This is a genomic window from Limnomicrobium aquaticum (genome assembly GCF_040545545.1).
GTDB lineage: Bacteria > Pseudomonadota > Alphaproteobacteria > Rhizobiales > Rhizobiaceae > Ensifer_A > Ensifer_A aquaticum.
Genome location: NZ_JBEPMB010000005.1, coordinates 140,087 through 158,715, shown reverse-complemented (window position 1 = coordinate 158,715; position 18,629 = coordinate 140,087). Strand labels below are relative to the sequence as shown.

Annotated in this window: 14 protein-coding genes; 8 read left to right on the top strand and 6 right to left on the bottom strand. The window is 61.1% G+C overall.

Annotated features, from left to right (window positions below):
• Nucleotides 1–241 precede the first annotated feature (241 nt).
• Nucleotides 242–3,085, top strand: a complete 2,844-nt coding sequence (locus ABID16_RS16155; protein WP_354557385.1) for a S8 family serine peptidase — start codon at nucleotides 242–244, stop codon at nucleotides 3,083–3,085.
• A 25-nt stretch (nucleotides 3,086–3,110) separates the two neighbouring features.
• On the opposite strand, the gene ABID16_RS16150 is transcribed toward ABID16_RS16155, so the two are convergent.
• The gene (locus tag ABID16_RS16150; RefSeq protein ID WP_354557384.1) at nucleotides 3,111–4,103 is read right to left on the bottom strand and encodes an AraC family transcriptional regulator; all 993 of its coding nucleotides are present in this window, start codon (nucleotides 4,101–4,103) and stop codon (nucleotides 3,111–3,113) included.
• A 137-nt stretch (nucleotides 4,104–4,240) separates the two neighbouring features.
• On the opposite strand from ABID16_RS16150, the gene ABID16_RS16145 reads away from it, so the two are divergent.
• From ABID16_RS16145 to ABID16_RS16130, 4 genes are all read left to right on the top strand, one after another.
• A complete protein-coding gene (locus tag ABID16_RS16145) occupies nucleotides 4,241–5,908 on the top strand; it encodes an acyl-CoA synthetase (RefSeq protein WP_354557383.1) in 1,668 nt (555 codons plus the stop codon).
• A gap of 10 nt (nucleotides 5,909–5,918) precedes the next feature.
• A complete protein-coding gene (locus tag ABID16_RS16140) occupies nucleotides 5,919–6,686 on the top strand; it encodes a 3-hydroxyacyl-CoA dehydrogenase (protein WP_354557382.1) in 768 nt (255 codons plus the stop codon).
• 100 nt (nucleotides 6,687–6,786) lie between these two features.
• On the top strand, nucleotides 6,787–7,977 hold the full coding sequence (locus tag ABID16_RS16135; RefSeq protein WP_354557381.1) for an acetyl-CoA C-acyltransferase: 1,191 nt from the start codon (nucleotides 6,787–6,789) through the stop codon (nucleotides 7,975–7,977).
• Nucleotides 7,977–9,104, top strand: coding sequence for an acyl-CoA dehydrogenase family protein (locus ABID16_RS16130; RefSeq protein WP_354557380.1), 1,128 nt, complete (start codon nucleotides 7,977–7,979; stop codon nucleotides 9,102–9,104). The genes ABID16_RS16135 and ABID16_RS16130 overlap by 1 nt, the downstream gene beginning before the upstream one ends.
• 27 nt (nucleotides 9,105–9,131) lie before the next feature.
• On the opposite strand, the gene ABID16_RS16125 is transcribed toward ABID16_RS16130, so the two are convergent.
• Genes ABID16_RS16125 through ABID16_RS16115 form a run of 3 tightly spaced genes read right to left on the bottom strand, consistent with a single transcriptional unit; the run spans nucleotide 9,132 to nucleotide 12,496 of the window.
• Complete coding sequence (locus ABID16_RS16125; RefSeq protein ID WP_354557379.1) at nucleotides 9,132–10,349, bottom strand: class I SAM-dependent methyltransferase; 1,218 nt, start codon at nucleotides 10,347–10,349, stop codon at nucleotides 9,132–9,134.
• Between the two features lie 3 nt (nucleotides 10,350–10,352).
• Complete coding sequence (locus ABID16_RS16120; protein ID WP_354557378.1) at nucleotides 10,353–11,144, bottom strand: DUF1365 domain-containing protein; 792 nt, start codon at nucleotides 11,142–11,144, stop codon at nucleotides 10,353–10,355.
• A complete protein-coding gene (locus ABID16_RS16115; protein WP_354557377.1) occupies nucleotides 11,141–12,496 on the bottom strand; it encodes an NAD(P)/FAD-dependent oxidoreductase in 1,356 nt (451 codons plus the stop codon). Before ABID16_RS16115 ends, ABID16_RS16120 begins: the two co-directional genes overlap by 4 nt.
• Before the next feature lie 114 nt (nucleotides 12,497–12,610).
• Here ABID16_RS16115 and ABID16_RS16110 point away from each other — a divergent pair, with 114 nt between their 5' ends.
• The 3 genes from ABID16_RS16110 to ABID16_RS16100 are packed head-to-tail and all read left to right on the top strand — an operon-like array spanning nucleotide 12,611 to nucleotide 14,387.
• Complete coding sequence (locus ABID16_RS16110; protein ID WP_354557376.1) at nucleotides 12,611–13,285, top strand: sigma-70 family RNA polymerase sigma factor; 675 nt, start codon at nucleotides 12,611–12,613, stop codon at nucleotides 13,283–13,285.
• On the top strand, nucleotides 13,282–13,956 hold the full coding sequence (locus ABID16_RS16105) for a ChrR family anti-sigma-E factor (RefSeq protein WP_354557375.1): 675 nt from the start codon (nucleotides 13,282–13,284) through the stop codon (nucleotides 13,954–13,956). The genes ABID16_RS16110 and ABID16_RS16105 overlap by 4 nt, the downstream gene beginning before the upstream one ends.
• Nucleotides 13,957–13,985: 29 nt before the next feature.
• Nucleotides 13,986–14,387: a DUF2177 family protein gene (locus ABID16_RS16100; RefSeq protein ID WP_354557374.1), complete on the top strand. Its 402-nt coding sequence runs from the start codon at nucleotides 13,986–13,988 to the stop codon at nucleotides 14,385–14,387.
• Nucleotides 14,388–14,469: 82 nt separating this feature from the next.
• Here ABID16_RS16100 and ABID16_RS16095 read toward each other — a convergent pair whose 3' ends face one another.
• Complete coding sequence (locus tag ABID16_RS16095) at nucleotides 14,470–15,876, bottom strand: efflux transporter outer membrane subunit (RefSeq protein ID WP_354557373.1); 1,407 nt, start codon at nucleotides 15,874–15,876, stop codon at nucleotides 14,470–14,472.
• 311 nt (nucleotides 15,877–16,187) lie between these two features.
• On the bottom strand, nucleotides 16,188–18,629 hold the full coding sequence (locus tag ABID16_RS16090; protein ID WP_354557372.1) for a GcvT family protein: 2,442 nt from the start codon (nucleotides 18,627–18,629) through the stop codon (nucleotides 16,188–16,190).

Below are 18,629 nucleotides of genomic sequence, written 5' to 3'. Positions count from 1 at the left end.
ACGGCCGACTGTCATGTTCGGCCGCCACCATCCCCAAGACGGCGGGCCTCGGAGTCACAGACATATCCGACACGTCGGCACTCTGCCGCCACCGGCAAGACAAGATTTAAATATTATTATTACATAATATTAGGAATCTAGATAACATCAACGATACTCTATGTGTTATTGCCTTTCGTCACATAACCGGATAGAAACCTAATCTGGGACGACTCAATTGCAGATTATGGATTTACGCTAAATGAATTTCAGGGGTACATTCACGGCCGCGATCGCATTGCTGTGTTCGCTTTCGATCATAAATCTTGCTGAGGCACAGCAGGCGCCGAACGGCCAGACGCCGGAATACAACGAATCGAAGGCTCTCGATCAGGTTAAGGCTGCTGATGCTTATGCGCTGGGCTTTACCGGCCAAGGGGTCACCATCGGTGTTGTCGACACAGGTATTGACCTGCGCCATCCCGATCTCTCCACCAACGGCAAGTTCGTCGGCGGCATCAAATTCACCAACGCGTTCAACCAAGCCGCACAAGACCCGACCGCGTTCACGCAGATGACGCCGGGCGCAAACAATGATTCCGATCCGGGCACAAGCCATGGTACGTTCGTATCGAGCATTGCCGCCGGTGCGCTTAACGGGTCCGGTATCCAGGGTGTCGCCTATAATGCCGGGCTCTATGTCGCCGCCATCAACACCGCACCCGCGCAAGGCACCAACGATTTCGACACGCAGTTGAGCCTCGCTGTACAGAATCTCTCCAACGCCGGCGCTAAGGTCATCAACTTCAGCCTCGGTACCGACAATTGTAACGTTGGAACGAACTCTGCCCAGAACAACGGCGTCCCCTGTAACATGAACGACTATACGCAGGCGACGGCAAACGCCAAGTATGGGCAGTTCAAGGATGCCGCACAGCAGGCGATCAACAATGGCTCGCTCCTCGTGTTTGCTACCGGCAACGAAGGTCAGCCGCACGCCGACGTGCTTGCAGGCCTTGCAAAATACAACACCGGGCTTCAGCAGGGTTTTCTGGCCGTCGGCGCGGTGGACGGCAATAACGATATCACAAATTTCAGCAACCGTTGCGGTGATGCTGCGCAATGGTGTCTGGTTGCCCCCGGCGATCAGCTTCGCGGCGCTGTGGTCGTCGGAACGGGCAACGTTGGCGGTCAGGTCAATGGGCAGCCCGGGAACAACTACAAGGACGGAAGCGGGACTTCATATGCCGCGCCGGGTGTCAGCGGTGTCGCCGCACTCGTTAGTCAGGCATTCACCTGGTACACGCCGAAGGACCTTCAGCAGACGCTTCTGACCACGGCGACAGACCTCGGCGCGCAGGGTGTGGACGCTGTCTACGGATGGGGCCTCGTGAACGCCGGTAAGGCCGTTCGCGGCTACGGCCAGTTCGTCGCGAACACCACGCTTGATACGAAGGGTGCGACCTCGACCTTCTCGAACAACATCAGCGGCGCTGGTGGTCTGACCAAGACGGGTGCCGGTACGCTGATCCTGACGGGCACGAACACCTATCAGGGCGCCACGAATGTCAACGGCGGCACGTTGCAGGTGGATGGCGCCGTCCAGGCAAGCGCGATCGCTGTCAACGCCGGTGGCATCCTTTCGGGTATCGGCAAGATCGGCGATCCGGTCATCAATTCCGGCGGCACGCTGTCGCCCGGCAACAGCGCCAATCCCTATGGCACGATGACGATTGCCGAGCCGCTGGTTTTTAATGCCGGCTCCATCTTCGCCGTCAATATCGCTCCCAATGCCAACAGCAAGGTTGCGCTCACCAACAATGCGACCGCGACCATCAATGGTGGTACGGTGCAGGCAACCTATCAGGCCGGCAGCTATATCGCCAAGCAGTACACGCTGATCAGCGGCGGCACGGTGAACGGCAAGTTTGCGAGCCTCACCAACACCAATATTCCGGTCGGCTTCTCCACGAGCCTCTCCTATACGCCCACTTCCGTCCTGCTCGACCTGGTCGCTAGCCTTGGCTCGGGGCTCAATCCGAACCAGCAAGCCGTTTCTGGTGCGCTAAACGGCGCCTTCAACAACAATGGCTCGCTGCCGGGCGACCTCGCGACGATCTACAACCTCACCGGCACACCGCTGGCGAATGGCCTCAACCAGCTGACGCCGCAGACGCAGATGGCACAGCAGGCTGCCGGCGTTCAATCGAGCCAGCAGTTCACCGGCAACATGCTCAGCTGCCGCATGCCCGGCTCGGGTGCGGCTGCCATTGCGCGCGAAGGCCAGTGCATCTGGCTCAAGGGCCAGCAGCGCTTCCTCAATGTTGCAAGCAACAGCAACGACCAGGGCTTTTCCGACCAGACCACGTCCATTTCGTCCGGCGCGCAGTTCGCGCTCGACAACTACTGGACCGCAGGTGCGGCAATCGACTACGACTGGAGCACCACGACCTCGGGCAATGGCAAGGCCATCGGCGGACGCTTCAATGCCGGTGCGGTGCTGAAATACACGAATGGCCCGCTGCAGTTCGCCGGCGCAGTCTCCGGCGGCTGGGGCAATGCGGATACGACCCGCGTGGTCAATGCGGCCGGCTTGAATTCGACGCTGATTGGCAAGAGCAATTCGGACGTTTACACAGCCCTTCTGCGTGCCTCCTATGTCTTTGATCTCGACACTGGTTACGTCAAGCCGATGGCAGATTTCACGCTGACCCGGATCAACTTCGGCCGCTACAGCGAAACCGGCGGCAACGCTGCCCTCACCTTCGCAGGTGCCAGCCAGAACCTCTTTACCATCAGCCCTGCCATCGAGGTCGGCACCAACGGTCCGTCCGACTGGCTGATGGCGGGATCCTGGCTGCGTCCATACGTCCGCGCCGGCTTCTCCTGGCACGACAAGGACAGCTTCAGCCAGACGGCAAGCTTTGTCGCTGCCCCGCAGTCCTTCACCACAACGATGCGCTTCCCGCGCACCACCGCCGATGTTGCAGCCGGTTTCGACCTGCTGACGGCCGGTGGCGCTGGCATCCGCTTCGAATATGAAGGCCACTACGCATCCGGCTATGCAGATACCCGGCTCGGTCTGAAGGCGAAGATGTCGTTCTGATCTTGGCTCGGTCTGGGCGGGCCTTTCAGAACCCGCCCTCGCCTTTCCTGAAGGCGAGCGGCGTCATGCCCGTCCATTTGACGAATGCACGGTGAAAGGCGCTCGGCTCGGTGTAACCGAGCGCCGTTGCAATCTGACTTACGGTATTGGTACTGCCGCGGAGCAGGCGCTGCGCCTCCGCCTGACGTATGTCGTCGCGAATGGCGGCGAAGCTCTGCCCCTCCGCCTTGAGCCTCCGCCGCAAGGTTGCGGGCGAGAGCTTCATGTGCGCCGCGACCGCCTCAAAATCCGGCCAGTTGTCAGGGCTCGTCCCGCGCAGCCGATGCCGAACCCCGGCCGTAAAACCCTGGTCGTGGCGATAGCGCAGCAGGATATTGGCGGGAGCCGCACGCAGGAAATGCTTCAGCGCCTTCTCGTCGCGGATGATCGGCAGCTTCAGATAATCAGCCCGAAATGCAATACGGCTCCGCGTCTCGCCGAAATGCACGGGTGCGCCAAAAAACTGGAGATATTCCAGCCGATTTGGCGGCGGCTGACAGGAAAAATCGACGCGGTTCAAGGGAATGCGCCGGCCGATCAACCAGCAGGCGATGCCGAGCAGGATGAGCCAATAGGTGCGATAGGTGAAGGCCGATCGCGGGCCGGACTGGTCCGTCAACACGATCTCGGCGAGCCCGCCTGCCTGCCGCAATTCGCCATTCGGATCATCCAGAACGATGTTCAGAAAGGTCAGCGCCCTCTTGAGCGCTCGCTCCAGCGTGCCGGCATGGATCACAGTGTAGCAAAGCAGACGAAACGCGCCCGGCCGCATCGGGTGGGCGGCAAGCCCAAAGAACTCGTCGCCCGACAGTGTCGCAATCGTCAGCCAAAGTGCGCCATATTGCTCGTTCGTCACCGGCCCGAACGACTGGGGATCGATCCCCACGCTTCTCAGCACCGGCGCGGGATCGATGCCCTTGAGGCGCAGGCTATCCAGCGCGTCTTCAACAAAGCCCGGCGCAATCATCCGGCTTTTCATATTCCTGTCCCGAATTGACATTTCCAATCAGGAATTCTGCAAAGCATTGTCATTGTTTGCAAGTCCCTATCCATTATCATGGACCGATACTCCGAGGAGACGCCGCTGGCGTGGAGTTGATGTGAGGAGCAAGCCAGATGTCAGAGACAAACGTTCGAGCGGCGCGGCCGCGCTATGCCGAGGCCGTTGCCAATTTCCGGATCGAAGACGCGATTGCGCGCCTCGAAGGCGATCTCATGGGCAAGGTCAATGCCTGTGTCGAATGCTGCGACCGCCATTGCGGTGAAAACCGGCTGGCGCTGCGCTGGATCGGCGCAGACGGCCGGCTGGAGACCTTCACCTTTGAAGAGTTGCGCGCGCTATCTGCCCGGGTCGCTACCATGCTGAAGGCTGAGGGCATCGTCGCCGGCGATGTGGTCGCGGGACTTCTGCCACGCGTGCCGGAACTCATCGGCTTCATCCTCGGCGCATGGCGCATCGGTGCGGTCTACCAGCCGCTCTTCACGGCCTTCGGCCCCAAGGCCATAGAGCAACGTTTCGACACCGGTTCGACCAAACTGGTTGTCACGAACAGCGCCAACCGCTCCAAGCTTGCAGAGATCACGAATTGCCCCAGGGTCGCAACGCTGGTTGCTGAAGGCGAGACCCTGCCGGCCGGCGACATCGATCTTCGCAAGATGCTGAGCGAAAGCTCCGATCAATTCGAACCCGTGATGCGCCACGGCGACGACCTCATGATGATGATGTCGACCTCCGGCACGACCGGCCTGCCCAAAGGCGTGCCGGTGCCGATCCGCGCGCTGCTGTCCTTCGCCGCCTATATGAGCGACGCCGTCGAGCTGAAGGAAACGGATGTCTTCTGGAACATAGCCGATCCGGGCTGGGCCTATGGGCTCTACTATGCCGTCACGGGCCCTCTTCTGCTCGGCCAGGCGACAACTTTCTACGAAGGCGGCTTCACCGCGGAAAGTACCTACCAGATCATCGAGCGCCTCGGCGTGACCAGCCTTGCCGGGTCGCCGACGGCCTATCGCATGCTGATCGCTGCAGGAGAAGATGCCGCCAAGCCACTCAAGGGCAAGCTTCGCGTCGTCAGCAGTGCCGGCGAGCCGCTCAACCCGGAAATCATCCGGTGGTTCGAGGCGCATCTCGCCGCACCGATCCACGACCATTACGGTCAGACGGAACTCGGCATGGTGGTCAACAACCATCACGGCCTGGAGCATCCCGTTCGTCACGGCTCGGCAGGCTTCGCCATGCCCGGCTATCGCGTCGTCGTGCTGGACGATGCCGGCAGGGAACTCGGGCCGAACCAGCCCGGCATGCTGGCGGTCGATATCAAACACTCGCCCCTCATGTGGTTCACGGGCTATTACAAGAAGGACACGCCCTCGATCGCCAATGGCTATTACAGCACCGGCGACAGCGTGGAATTCGAGCCAGATGGGTCGATCAGCTTCATTGGCCGCTCTGACGATGTCATCACCTCCTCGGGCTACCGCATCGGCCCCTTCGACGTCGAGAGTGCGCTTATTGAACACCCCGCCGTCATTGAGGCCGCCGTGGTGGGCGTACCGGACCCGGAGCGGACGGAACTCGTGAAGGCTTTCGTCATTCTGGCCAAGGGCTATGAGGGCACGCAGCAATTGGCTGAAGAACTGCAGCAGCATGTGCGCAAGCAGCTTTCGGCCCATGCCTATCCCCGCCTCGTGGAATTCGTGAAGGAACTGCCCAAGACGCCGAGCGGCAAGATCCAGCGCTTCATCCTGCGCAAGGCGGAAGTCGAAAAACAGGCCAAGAACTGAGGACAAAGAGATGCACATCAAGGACCGCGTATTTCTGATCACGGGGGCCGCCTCCGGGCTTGGCGCCGGCGTCGCAAAGATGATCGTCGAAGCCGGCGGCAAGGCGATGCTGCTCGATGTCAATGCCGATGCGTTGAAGACGCTCGCGACCGAACTCGGTGACGCGGCGCGCTATTTGCGCACCGATGTCACCAGCGAGGACGATGGCAAGGCTGCAGTTGCCAACGCGAAGGCCGCTTTCGGCCGCGTTGACGGTCTCGTCAATTGCGCCGGCGTCGCGCCGGGCGAGCGCATTGTCGGTCGCGACGGCCCGCACAAGCTTGAAAGCTTTGCGCGAACTGTCTCGATCAACCTCATCGGAACATTCAACATGCTGCGTCTGGCCGCCGAGGCCATGGCGATCAACGAACCGGGCGAGAGCGGCGAGCGCGGCGTGATCATCAACACCGCCTCCGTTGCCGCCTTCGACGGACAGATCGGCCAGGCTGCCTATTCAGCCTCCAAGGGTGGCGTGGCCGCCATGACGCTGCCGGCCGCGCGCGAACTCGCCCGCACCGGCATTCGCGTTCTTGCCATCGCTCCGGGGATTTTCGGCACGCCGATGCTGTTTGCCATGCCGCAGGACGTGCAGGATTCGCTCGGCGCCTCGGTTCCCTTCCCCTCGCGCCTCGGCCGTGCCGACGAGTTCGCCTCGCTGGTGCGCCACATCATCGAAAACCAGATGCTGAACGGCGAGGTCATCCGCCTCGACGGCGCCATCCGCATGGCCCCGCGCTGAGCGTTTCCGCCGGAAACGCCCGGCCTTTTTGTCTACCGCAATTCCGCACGGAAAACCGGTTCCCACTTTTCCTGGAATTGCTCTGAGAGAGGAACACCCTATGACGCAGTCCGATCCCATCGTCATCGCCGGCATGGCCCGCACGCCCATGGGCGGATTCCAGGGCGATCTGTCCGGTGCCACTGCCAGCGAACTTGGCGCGGCGGCCATATCCGCCGCACTTGCGCGCTCCGGCCTCAGCGCCGACCAGATCGAAGAGGTGATTTTCGGCTGCGTCCTGCCCGCCGGTCAGGGGCAGGCTCCGGCGCGGCAGGCAGCCCTTGGCGCGGGCCTGCCGCTCTCCACCTGCGCGACCACAGTCAACAAGATGTGTGGGTCGGGCATGAAGGCCGCGATGATGGCGCATGACACGATCCTGTCGGGCAATGTCGATATCGTCATTGCCGGCGGCATGGAGAGCATGACCAATGCGCCCTATCTGCTGCCCAAGGCGCGCGGCGGCTATCGCATGGGCCATGGCCAGATCATCGACCACATGTTCATGGACGGTTTGGAAGACGCCTATGACAAGGGGCGCCTGATGGGGACCTTTGCCGAGGATTGCGCAGAGGCCTTCCAGTTTACACGGGCTGAGCAGGACGCCTATGCGATCGCCTCGCTGGAGCGGGCGCAGAAGGCGATTGCCAATGGCCATTTCGCCGGGGAGATCGCCGCCGTGACGGTCAAGGGCCGCAAAGGCGACGTTCAGGTCGCCATCGACGAACAGCCCGGCAAGGCGCAGATCGACAAGATCCCGACGCTCAAACCCGCCTTCCGCAAGGATGGTACGGTGACGGCGGCCAACTCTTCTTCCATCTCCGATGGTGCGGCGGCCCTGGTGCTGATGCGTCGCTCGGAAGCGGAAAAGCGTGGCCTCACCCCGCTCGCCACCATCATCGGCCATGCCAGCCATGCGCATGAACCTAACCTCTTCCCGACCGCACCAATCCACGCCATGCGCAAACTGTCCGACAAGACCGGCTGGGCGCTTGCCGATGTCGATCTCTTCGAGATCAACGAGGCATTTGCCGTCGTTGCCATGGCCTCCATGCGCGAACTCGGCCTGCCGCATGACAAGGTCAATATCCATGGCGGGGCCTGCGCGCTCGGCCACCCGATCGGCGCCTCCGGCGCACGCATCATGGTCACGCTACTGGCCGCACTTCAGACCCACGGTCTGAAACGTGGCATCGCCTCCATCTGCATCGGCGGCGGCGAAGCCACTGCCGTGGCGATTGAAAGGATGTCCTGATGATCCTCGACGAAACGACAGAACAGATCCGGGACGCGGTCCGTGACTTTGCTCAGGAGCGGCTTGCTCCGGGCGCCGCGGAACGCGACGTGACCTCACGCTTCCCGCGCGAAGAGCTGACCGAAATGGGCGCGCTCGGTTTTCTCGGCATGCTGGTGCCGGAAGCGTATGGCGGCTCGGATCTCGGCACGCTTGCCTATGCGCTGGCGCTCGAAGAGATTGCGGCAGCAGATGGCGCCTGCTCGACCATCATGTCGGTGCACTCCTCGGTCGGCTGCGTGCCGATCCTGCGTTTCGGCACGGTCGAACAGAAGCAGCGCTTCCTGCCAAAGCTGGCAAGCGGCGAATGGATCGGCGGCTTTGCGCTGACCGAGCCGCAGGCGGGCTCGGACGCCTCGGCCATCCGCACCAAGGCGCGGCGCGAGGGCGACCATTATGTCATCGACGGCGCGAAGCAGTTCATCACCTCCGGCAAGAACGGCAACATAATCATCGTCTTCGCCGTCACCGATCCATCTGCCGGCAAGAAGGGCATTTCCGCTTTCATCGTGCCGTCCGACACGCCCGGCTACAAGGTGGTGACGGTCGAGAAGAAGCTCGGCCTGCATTCCTCCGACACCTGCGCGCTCGCATTCGACGGCATGCGTGTGCCGGTCGAAAACAGGCTCGGCGAAGAAGGCGAAGGCTACAGAATAGCGCTCGCCAATCTGGAAGGCGGCCGCATCGGCATCGCCTCGCAGGCCGTGGGCATGGCCCGCGCCGCCTTCGAGTCCGCCCGCGCCTATGCGCATGAGCGCAAGGCCTTCGGCAAGCCGATCATCGAACAGCAGGCGATAGCCTTCAAGCTCGCCGACATGGCCACCCAGATCGAAGCAGCGCGGCACATGGTGCTGCATGCTGCCACGCTGAAAGATGCCGGCAAGCCCTGCCTGACGGAAGCCTCCATGGCCAAGCTCTTCGCCTCGGAAATGGCCGAGAAGGTCTGCTCGGACGCCATCCAGATCCACGGCGGTTACGGCTATCTGTCGGATTATCCGGTCGAGCGCATCTATCGCGATGTCCGCATCTGCCAGATCTATGAGGGCACAAGCGAAGTGCAGCGGCTGGTGATCGCGCGAGGACTTTGATGAGGGAATGGGCGGCCCTTCGGCCGCTCAACTCTTGGCGATCTTCACCTGCATCACGTCAATGCAGCCAGTGCTGAAGCCGGCGGCACAATAGTGCAGGTAATAGCGCCACATGCGCTTGAAGCGCTCATCGAAGCCCATGTCGCGGATGCGGTCCCAGTTCGCCGAGAAATCATTGTCCCAAATCCTCAGCGTCTTTGCGTAATGCGTGCCGAAGGCCGCCCAGTCCTTGACCGCAAGCCCCGCATTATGCGCCGCTTCCCGGAAGGTCGAGAAGGACGGCAGCATGCCGCCGGGGAAGATGTACGTCTGGATATAGTCAGCGTTGCGGCTATAGCCCTCGAAGCGGTGATCCTCGATGGTGATCGTCTGGATCATGGCGCGGCCGCCGGACTTCAGCCGGTCGCGGACGGTTTCGAAGTAGCGCGGCCAGTTCTCCTGTCCCACGGCTTCGAACATCTCGATAGAGACGATACGGTCATAGCTGCCCTTGGTGTCGCGATAGTCCTCGATGCGGATTTCCGTGCGGTCAGCAAGGCCTGCCTTCGCAAGCCGTTCGGTCGCGAATTTCGCCTGCTCGGCGGAAAGCGTAATGCCTGTCACATGGCAGCCGGTCGTGGAAGCCGCGTATTCGGCGAACCCGCCCCAGCCGCAACCGATTTCCAGCACGCGATCGTTCGGGCCGATCTCCAGCTCCTTGATGATGCGGTCATATTTCGCATTCTGCGCTTCGGCGAGCGAGGCATCCGGATGCTGATAGAAGGCGGATGAATAGGTCATCGTCTCGTCCAGCCACAGGCTGTAGAACTCGTTGCCGAGATCGTAGTGATAGGCGATGTTCTTGCGGCTGCCGCGCTTGGTGTTCGCCCGGAAACGATGCTTCAGATAGGCGAGCTTGCCCCAGAGGGTCGATGTCCGCGTCACCGGCGACAGTGCATGTTCGTTTTCCAGCGCCAGCGTCATCAGCGCACCGATATCGGGGCTGTCCCAGTCGCCATCGATATAGGAACGGGCAAAGCCGAGATCGCCGGAGGTCGCGAGCCGCCAGATGGGGCGCGGGTTTTTCAGGAAAAGCTGCGCCTGAGTGCCGCCGTTCAGGCGGTCGACGCGATAAAAGCCGCCCTTCGGAAAGGTCAGCGTGAGGCTGCCGGTCTCGATGCGGTCGGCCATGCGGCAGACGGCACGCTCCCAGAGCTTCAGGCGGCGAGACTTCGCTTCTGTTGAGGATGATACGAATTCAGCCATGCTCTACTCCCCCGGCTTTACGGCACCTACGAGAGAGCTGTCGACCACCTTCTCCGCAGGACTGTGCCGATAGATTTTCAGGCCCTTGATCCAGAGGCGAACGGCTTCGATGTGAATGGCAGCCGTGACCTTCATGGTCATGAGCGGATATTTCAGGAATGCGCGAAGCAGAGTGCGGTCGCTCATTGGCCGTCTCTCCCCCGCGAAAGACGCGAACAGCATCTTCCCGTCAGGTCCCGTTTCCGTGATCCTGATCGCGGCTCTGTCTTCCGGTTTGAGTATATCGAAATGATATTCGCAGTCCATCGGCATGAAGGGCGAAACGTAGAAAGTCTTCGCACAGCTATGCTTGACCGGTCCGTCCTGACCGGAAGTCGGGATAATGTAGGTGTGGCGCTCGTGGAAGGTGTTGCAAACTTCGTAAAGCACCGTTTTCAGCGCACCGTCCGGCGCGTAGCAGTAATAGACCGTCAGCGGATTGAAGGTGTAACCGAAGATGCGCGGATAGCAAAGCATCTCGACCCGCATGCCCGTAGTGTCGAAGCCGGTCTCAGCCACATGCGCCAGCGCCCACTCCTTGAGGCTTTCACTCGGCTTCAGGTTGCCATGATCCCTGTTGAAGAAACTGAACAGCGCGAAGCGGTCCACACCAAAGAAACGCAGTTTGGCATTCAGCGCGTCCAACTCATCCAGATCGATGAGCAGAGAGAAGACCCGATAGTTCAGCGTGTGCGTCTTCGGCGCGAAGCGCCGATGCACGACGTGACCTTCATATATGGCGGATCGAAAAATCATTCTGCCGCCGCCAGGGTCTCCGGCAGGTGGATACGCGCGGATTCGCCGGCCACCTGCCACGGACGCTTGCCGCCCGTCAGGCTCTCGGCGACAGCCAGACCGGACTGCAGGCCATCCTCATGGAAGCCGCTGCCGAAATGGGCGCCGCAATACCATATGCCGCCCTGCCCTTGGATCGACCACAGGCGCTTCTGCGCGTCCAGTGCTGCCGTATCGAAGAGCGGATGAGTGTAGTCGAAGGTCGCATGAACCTTCTCTGCCTTCACCGGGCGGCACGGATTGAGCGTGACGAAAACCGGTTCCTTCGTCGGCAGGTTCTGCAGCATGTTCATCCAGTAGGTCACGCAAAGCTGCTCGTCGCCGGTGCCGTTGCGCTCGCCGATATAGTTCCAGCTCGACCAGACGCGCTTGCGCTTCGGCATCAGGCCCGGGTCGCTGTGCAGCACAGCGGTGTTATGCGTGTATTTGAAGGCGCTCAGAAGCGCGCGCTCCCGCTCGCTTGCATCGACCCGCATCGCCAGCGCCTGATCGCCATGCGTGGCAATCACGACGTCGTCAAACAGTTCATCGCCCTGCCCGCAGTCGACCAGCACGCCATCGGCTGAGCGGCGAACCGAACTAACCGGGGAGTTCAACCGAACCTCGCCGTCGAAGTCCGCGAGAATACGCTGGACATACTGCCGGCTGCCGCCGCTGACCGTGCGCCAGACCGGACGGTTGAGGATGGAGAGAAGGCCATGGCTCTCGAAGAAGCGAATGAAGGCGACGAGGGGATAGGAACGCATCTCCTTTGCGGTGGTCGACCAGATTGCAGCGCCCATCGGCAGGATGTGATTATCGACGAAGCTTTTGGAATATCCCTCACGATCGAGAAATTCGCCAAGCGTCATTTCCCGCGCCTCGGCGCGCTTTGCGGCAACCGGAGCCTCGCGATAGAAGCGCAGGATATCGCCAACCATCTGCCAGAACCGCAAGCGCACGAGATTGGTCTTCTGGCCGATCATCGACATGAGGCTGGTGCCGGAATATTCGAAAGAGCCGTTGTTGATCGATGCCGAAAAGGACATGTCGGATGCCTCGGTCTTCACACCGATGGTCTGGAAGAGACGAACAAGATTCGGATAATTCCACTCATTATAGACGATGAAACCTGTGTCGACCGGGACCGGGCCATTTGCCGTCATCACGTCCACGGTATTGGAATGCCCCCCGAGCCGGCCATCCGCCTCGATCAGCGTCACACGGCAATCTTTGCTCATCAGCCAGGCGGCGCTGAGACCGGAAATTCCGCTGCCGATAACGGCAACGTGACGGTTTCCCTGCGGCTTTTGAGGTTTCATGGTATTGAGCATCAATTGTTCCTTCCGTTTGTAAGTACTACGCCTGATAGTCAAAACCGGATTGAAATGATGCTAAAATTCTTTGATGGTGTGATCCGCTAGCGATGCGTCCGCGTACAGATCGGCATGGACACAGTTGCTTCGACCATTGCTTCGAGAGAATTCCGCCCTCAGCCATCCTGGCCGGCGGATAAGACTGGCGTGATTTCTAATAAAAGTCGCGTCCGCAAGTTGGAAAAGACTGTGAAAGAACCGGACAAGGACGAACTCTCAGCATGCCTGCTAGCCGTGGGCGCCGGAAAAGATATTCAGGCGTTCGAGGTGCTCTTCCGGCATTTTGGGCCCAAGATCAGGGCTTTCATGCTGAAGCGTGGTGGCAATCGCCAGCAGGCCGAGGAATTGATGCAAGAAACGATGATGATGATCTGGAACAAGGCGGCTTTGTTCGATCCGGCGCGTGGATCGGTCTCCAGCTGGATATTTACAGTGGCGCGCAACGTGCGCATCGACGCGTTCAGAAAGACGAACCGTCCGGAATTCGATCCCAACGATCCCGCCTTCGTGCCTGATCCTGAACCCGCGGCTGACGACGTGTATGAAGCGGGTCAGGAAGCCGACCGGCTTCGTGGGGCGCTGGTGAAGCTGCCGCCCGAACAGGCTGACCTTCTTCGACTTTCTTTCTATGAAGAGATTTCTCATAGCGCGATCGCCGAGCGCATGAATCTGCCGCTTGGAACAGTCAAGTCTCGCATCCGCCTTGCCTTCTCCCGTCTCCGCGAAATCCTGGGAGATGCAGCATGAACATCACCCATCACATCAGCGACGAACTGCTGTTCGACTATGCCAACGGCGCGCTCGAAGAAGGCTGGAGCATCGCAGTCGCGACGCACCTTGCGCTCTGCCCGTCGTGCCGCAAGCGGCTTGCCACCATGGAAGCGGCCGGGGGCATGGCGCTCGAAGCGATTGAGATCGAACCGGCTAACGCTTCCACGGAAGAGTTTTCCTGGGAAGCCATGCGCGCCCGTATCGATAATGTGGCACCTGCCGCTCCGGTTCCCGCGCGGCCGAAACATTCGACCGGCAGGGCTGCATCGCTGCCAGAGCCGCTCAGGTCCTATATTGGCGGCGACGTCGATGCGGTGAAGTGGAAACCGCTCGGGCTTGGCGCCTATCACTATCCGATCAAGACGTCTGATCAGGATATTTCCGTGCGCCTGCTGCGCATTCCCGCCGGCAAGCCGGTGCCGGAACACACACATGGGGGCCGCGAGCTGACGCTGGTGCTGAAGGGTAGTTTCAGCGATATCAGCGGTCGTTTCGGTCCGGGTGATTTCGAGGAGACCGACGAGTCGGTGGACCATCAGCCGGTCGCCGATCCGGGCGAGGACTGCATCTGTCTCGCCGTCACCGACGCACCGCTGAAGTTCAAGAGCCGCATCGTGAGAATGATCCAGCCGCTGCTGGGCATCTGACCGAACTCTGAATCAAAAGGTCCAAGACCATGCGCAAGCCATTGATTGCGTTCGCCGTTCTGGCGATCGCCTTTCTCGTTATTGACTCCATCTGGCTCGGGATCATCGCCGTTGAATTCTACAAGGCGACGATCGGGCATCTTCTGGCGCCGAAGCCGGATTTCGTCGCGGCGGCATTCTTCTATGTCATCTATCTGTGCGGCGTGGTGCACTTCGTGGTGCTTCCGGCCGTTGCAGAAGGAAGCGTGCTGAAGGCAACGAGACAGGGCGCGCTCTTCGGCTTCGTTGCCTATGCCACCTATGACCTCACCAACATGGCGACGATGCGCGACTGGCCACTTTCGGTCACGCTGGCAGATCTTGCGTGGGGTGCGTTCATCACGGCCGCCGCAAGCACGATCAGCGCCTGGGCGCTCAAGCGGTTCGGATAAATCCGAAACAACGGCAACCAAACAGAAAGCCCGCCGACGATCCCATCGTTGGCGGGCTTTATAGCGTAACGGGCGATGACGATTATTCGCCCGCCTTGTCCTGACCGACAGCATAGCCGCCGCCAACGGCGACATTCAGGGCGATATAGTCGAGCGCCGACTGCCGGATCGCTGCAGCAAGGCTCTGCTGGGCCGTATCGACCGAGCGCTGAGCATCCAGAACGTCGAGCAGCGACGACGCGCCGTTCTTGTAGTTGGTCATCGAGAGGTTCAGAGCCTCCTGATAATTCTTGACCGAAGCACGGAGCGCCGAAACGGTGGCACGGTCGCGATTATAGGCCACGAGAGCGTTTTCAGTATCTTCGACAGCCTGCAGGACCGATGCCTTCCAGGCCAGATACGCAGCGCGCGCGGCGGCTTCCGAGCTCTTGACGTTCGCCTGAAGTGCGCCTCCATCGAAGATCGGAAGCTGCAGCGACGGCCCGAAGGACCACGAGGCACCGTTGCCCGTCAGCGGGGACGAAGCGAGATGCAGCACGGACACGGAACCGCTCAGCTGAATGCTCGGATAGAGCTTCGCCTTGGCAACCCCAATGTTGGCCACCGCAGCGGCAAGCTGGCGCTCCGCCTTGCGCACATCCGGGCGGTTACGCAGAAGATCGGCAGGAATGCCGGCCTTGATCCGGTCGCGCGCAACCGGCTGGGGTCCGCTACGCTGCATGTCGGCAAGGAGCGTCGGAGCCGGCACGCCGAGGAGCGTTGAAAGATGATTGACCTGCTGACGAAAATTCGTTTCCAGCCCAGGGATCGTCGACAGCGTCGAATTGACCAGACCGTCGGCCTGCACGACGTTGAGACGCGACGCAGCACCGGCATCGAGCTGCGCCTGGGTCAGCGCCAGCGTATCGCGGCGGGACTTGAGGTTTTCACGGGCAATGGCCAGGAGCTGCTGATAGTAGCGCGCGTTGACGTAATAGGTTGCAACGTTCGAGATCACCGTCAGACGTGCCACATCGGCTCCGGCATAGGAGGCATCGAGCGTTGCATTCGCGCTTTCCTTCGCCCGGCGATACTGGCCAAACAGATCGAGGATCCAGGCGGCGGAAAGGCCACCGTTGGTCGTTGATCTCTGGGCAGTCGCGTTGACGCCGTTCGACTTGCTCAGATTTTCGGAAGCACTCCCGGTAATACTGGGCAGGGAACCGGCACCGGCGATATCGACGCCCTGGCGTGCCTGTTCTATGGCTTCCAGCGCCTGGAGAACCGTCAAGTTCTTCGACATGCCCTCGGTGATGAGGTGGTTCAGCCGCGGATCGGAAAAGGCATTCCACCAGGCGGCGGCGGTGACGTCGCCGTCCGTGACCTTCCCACCCTCGGAGAATTTCGTGGGCAGCGGCGTTTCCGGCGCCTGCATGTCCGGGCCGACCATGCAGCCCGACAGGATCAACATCATCGCCAGCGGCGCGGCAGTGTAAAGAGTTGGTTTCATGGGATGGGGCACACTCGGGTTACGGTTACCGAAAAATTAATAACGCTCACTTACTATATGGTCTACGGTTCAGAAAAGCCCCAAAATCGGCGGACTCGCGCTTCTCCGCATAAAAATGCGGAAAACCACACACGATTACCAGATCGCAACCGCGCCCGCCCCTTTCTGAAACCAGAGACAACCTGCAGATAATCATGCCTGACGAATGTGAAAAGTAAAATTACGTTAACAATCGGCTTTCATACGAACGATCGTTCGGAAAGCTGACAAATTTGCCACGCCACCCTGCCAGGAGAAGCATGGCGAGATCATCAGGCCTTGATGCGCTGCATTCCAGGATCGTAGAGCGGGCCGAGATGCAAGTCCGCGGCGACCGTCTGCATGGCAACGACCAACTCGTAACGCCCGGCCTTCAGCCAGGCCTCATCGAGGCCGGCAGCATTGCGGATATAGCCGTAGCCTATATTCTTTCCGACCGTGTAGCCATAGCCGCCGCTGGTCAGATAGCCGACCGGCTCGCCATTGCGCAGGATCGTCTCACGGCCCAGCAACACGACCGAAGGATCGTCCACCGTGAAGCCGGCGAGTGACTTCACGAGCGCCTGCCCCTGCCTCGCCTGAAGCGCGGCACGCCCGACGAAATCGACGTCCTTCTTCAGCTTCACCGCCCAGCCGAGCCCCGCTTCGAAGGGCGTATCATTCGGCGTGATGTCAGAACCCCAGGCGCGATAGCCCTTTTCCAGACGCAGGGATTCGATGGCGCGATAGCCGGTCGGGCGGATGCCAAAGGGCTTGCCAGCGGCCATCAGCGCATCGAAGACATCGCCGGTCGCGCCAATCGGCACATGCAACTCCCAACCGAGTTCGCCGACATAGGTGACACGCAATGCGCGGACCACATGCCCGGCAATTGTCAGTTCGCGCACATGGCCGAAGGGGAAGGCAGCATTGGAGACATCCGCTTCCGTCACCTTGTCGAGCACCTCGCGAGCCTTCGGCCCCATCAGCGACAGCGTGCCGAAATCCTCGGTCACATCGGTGAAGGTCACGCGGCTGCCCTTGGGCAGGTGATCCTCGATCCACCCATGATCGTGGGTACGGAAACCCGTGCCGGTGACGATATAGAATTTGTCTTCCGCCAGCCGCGCCACCGTCAGATCAGCCTCTATGCCGCCGCGCGTGTTGAGAAACTGCGTATAGGTCAGCCGCCCGGCGGGCTTGGAAACATCGTTGGCGCAGATCCAGTCCAGCGCGCGGGCGGCATCCGGCCCGGAAAGCTCGAACTTGGCGAAGGACGACTGGTCGAAGAGGCCAACCGCCTCGCGCACATGCCTGTGCTCCGCGCCCACCGGCTCGAACCAGTTCTGCCGGCCCATGGAATAGACGTCATGGCCAACCTGCCCCTCGCCCGCAAACCAGTTCGGCCGCTCCCAGCCGAGCTTGGAACCGAAGACGGCGCCGTGACTTTTCAGCCGCTCATAAAGCGGCGAGACGAGGCGCGGGCGGCCGCTTTCGTATTCCTCATGCGGGAAGGCCACCGTGTAATGCTTGCCATAGGCCTCCAGCGTCCGGTCGCAGACCCATTGGCGGTCGCGATGCAGCCCGGAGAAGCGGCGGATATCCACCACCCAGAGGTCGAGCGGCGCTTCGCCATCGACCGCCCATTGCGCCAGCACCCAGCCGGCCCCGCCGCCCGACGCAATGCCGAAGGCATTAAAGCCCGCGCCGACAAACATGTTCTTGCATTCCGGCGCCGCACCCAGAATGAAATTGCCGTCCGGCGTGAAGCTTTCCGGCCCGTTGATCATCTGCTTGACGCCGACATTTTCCAGCGCCGGCACGCGCTCGATCGCCTGCACCATGTGCTGTTCGAAATGATCGAAATCGTCGTCGAACAGGCGGAAGCCCCAGTCGTTCGGCACATCGCCGGTCGTCCATGCCTGCGGGTTCGGCTCATAGCCGCCCATGACAAGACCGCCGACCTCTTCCTTGAAATAGGTTCGGCGATCCGGATCGCGGATGGTCGGCGCGTCGAGCGCCAGACCCGGCACCTTCTCGGTGATGATATATTGATGCTTCACCGGCTGGAGCGGTACGTTGATGCCGGCCATCGCGCCGATCTGCCGCGCCCATTGGCCAGCGCAGTTGACGACCTTTTCACATTGGATATCGCCCTGATCCGTCTTCACGGCGGTGATCATGCCATCCTTGATGTCGAAGCCAGTAACGCGGACATTTTCGAAGAGCTTCGCGCCATGCATGCGCGCGCCGCGGGCGAGCGACTGCGTGATGTCGGAAGGGCTCGCCTGTCCGTCCGTGGGCAGCCAGCTTGCGCCGACGAGATCGCTCGTCTCCATCAACGGCCACATCTTCTTCACCTCTTCAGGCGAGATCAGATGCATGTCCATGCCGAAGCTCTTCGCCGTCGTCGCGGTGCGCTTGAACTCCGTCCAGCGGTCCTCGTTGGTCGCAAGCCGCAGGCAGCCCGTCATCTTCCAGCCCGTTGCCAGCCCCGTCTCGGCCTCCAGCCCCTTGTAAAGCTCGACGGAATATTTGAGGACGCGGGTGATCGAGGCCGAGGAGCGCAGCTGCCCGACGAGGCCGGCGGCATGCCATGTAGACCCTGACGTCAGCTGGCCCATTTCCAGCAGCACGACATCGGCCTTGTGGTCTTTCGCCAGATGGTAGGCCGTCGAGCAGCCGATGATACCGCCGCCGATGATGACAATCTGGGCGTGGGAAGGAAGCGTCAT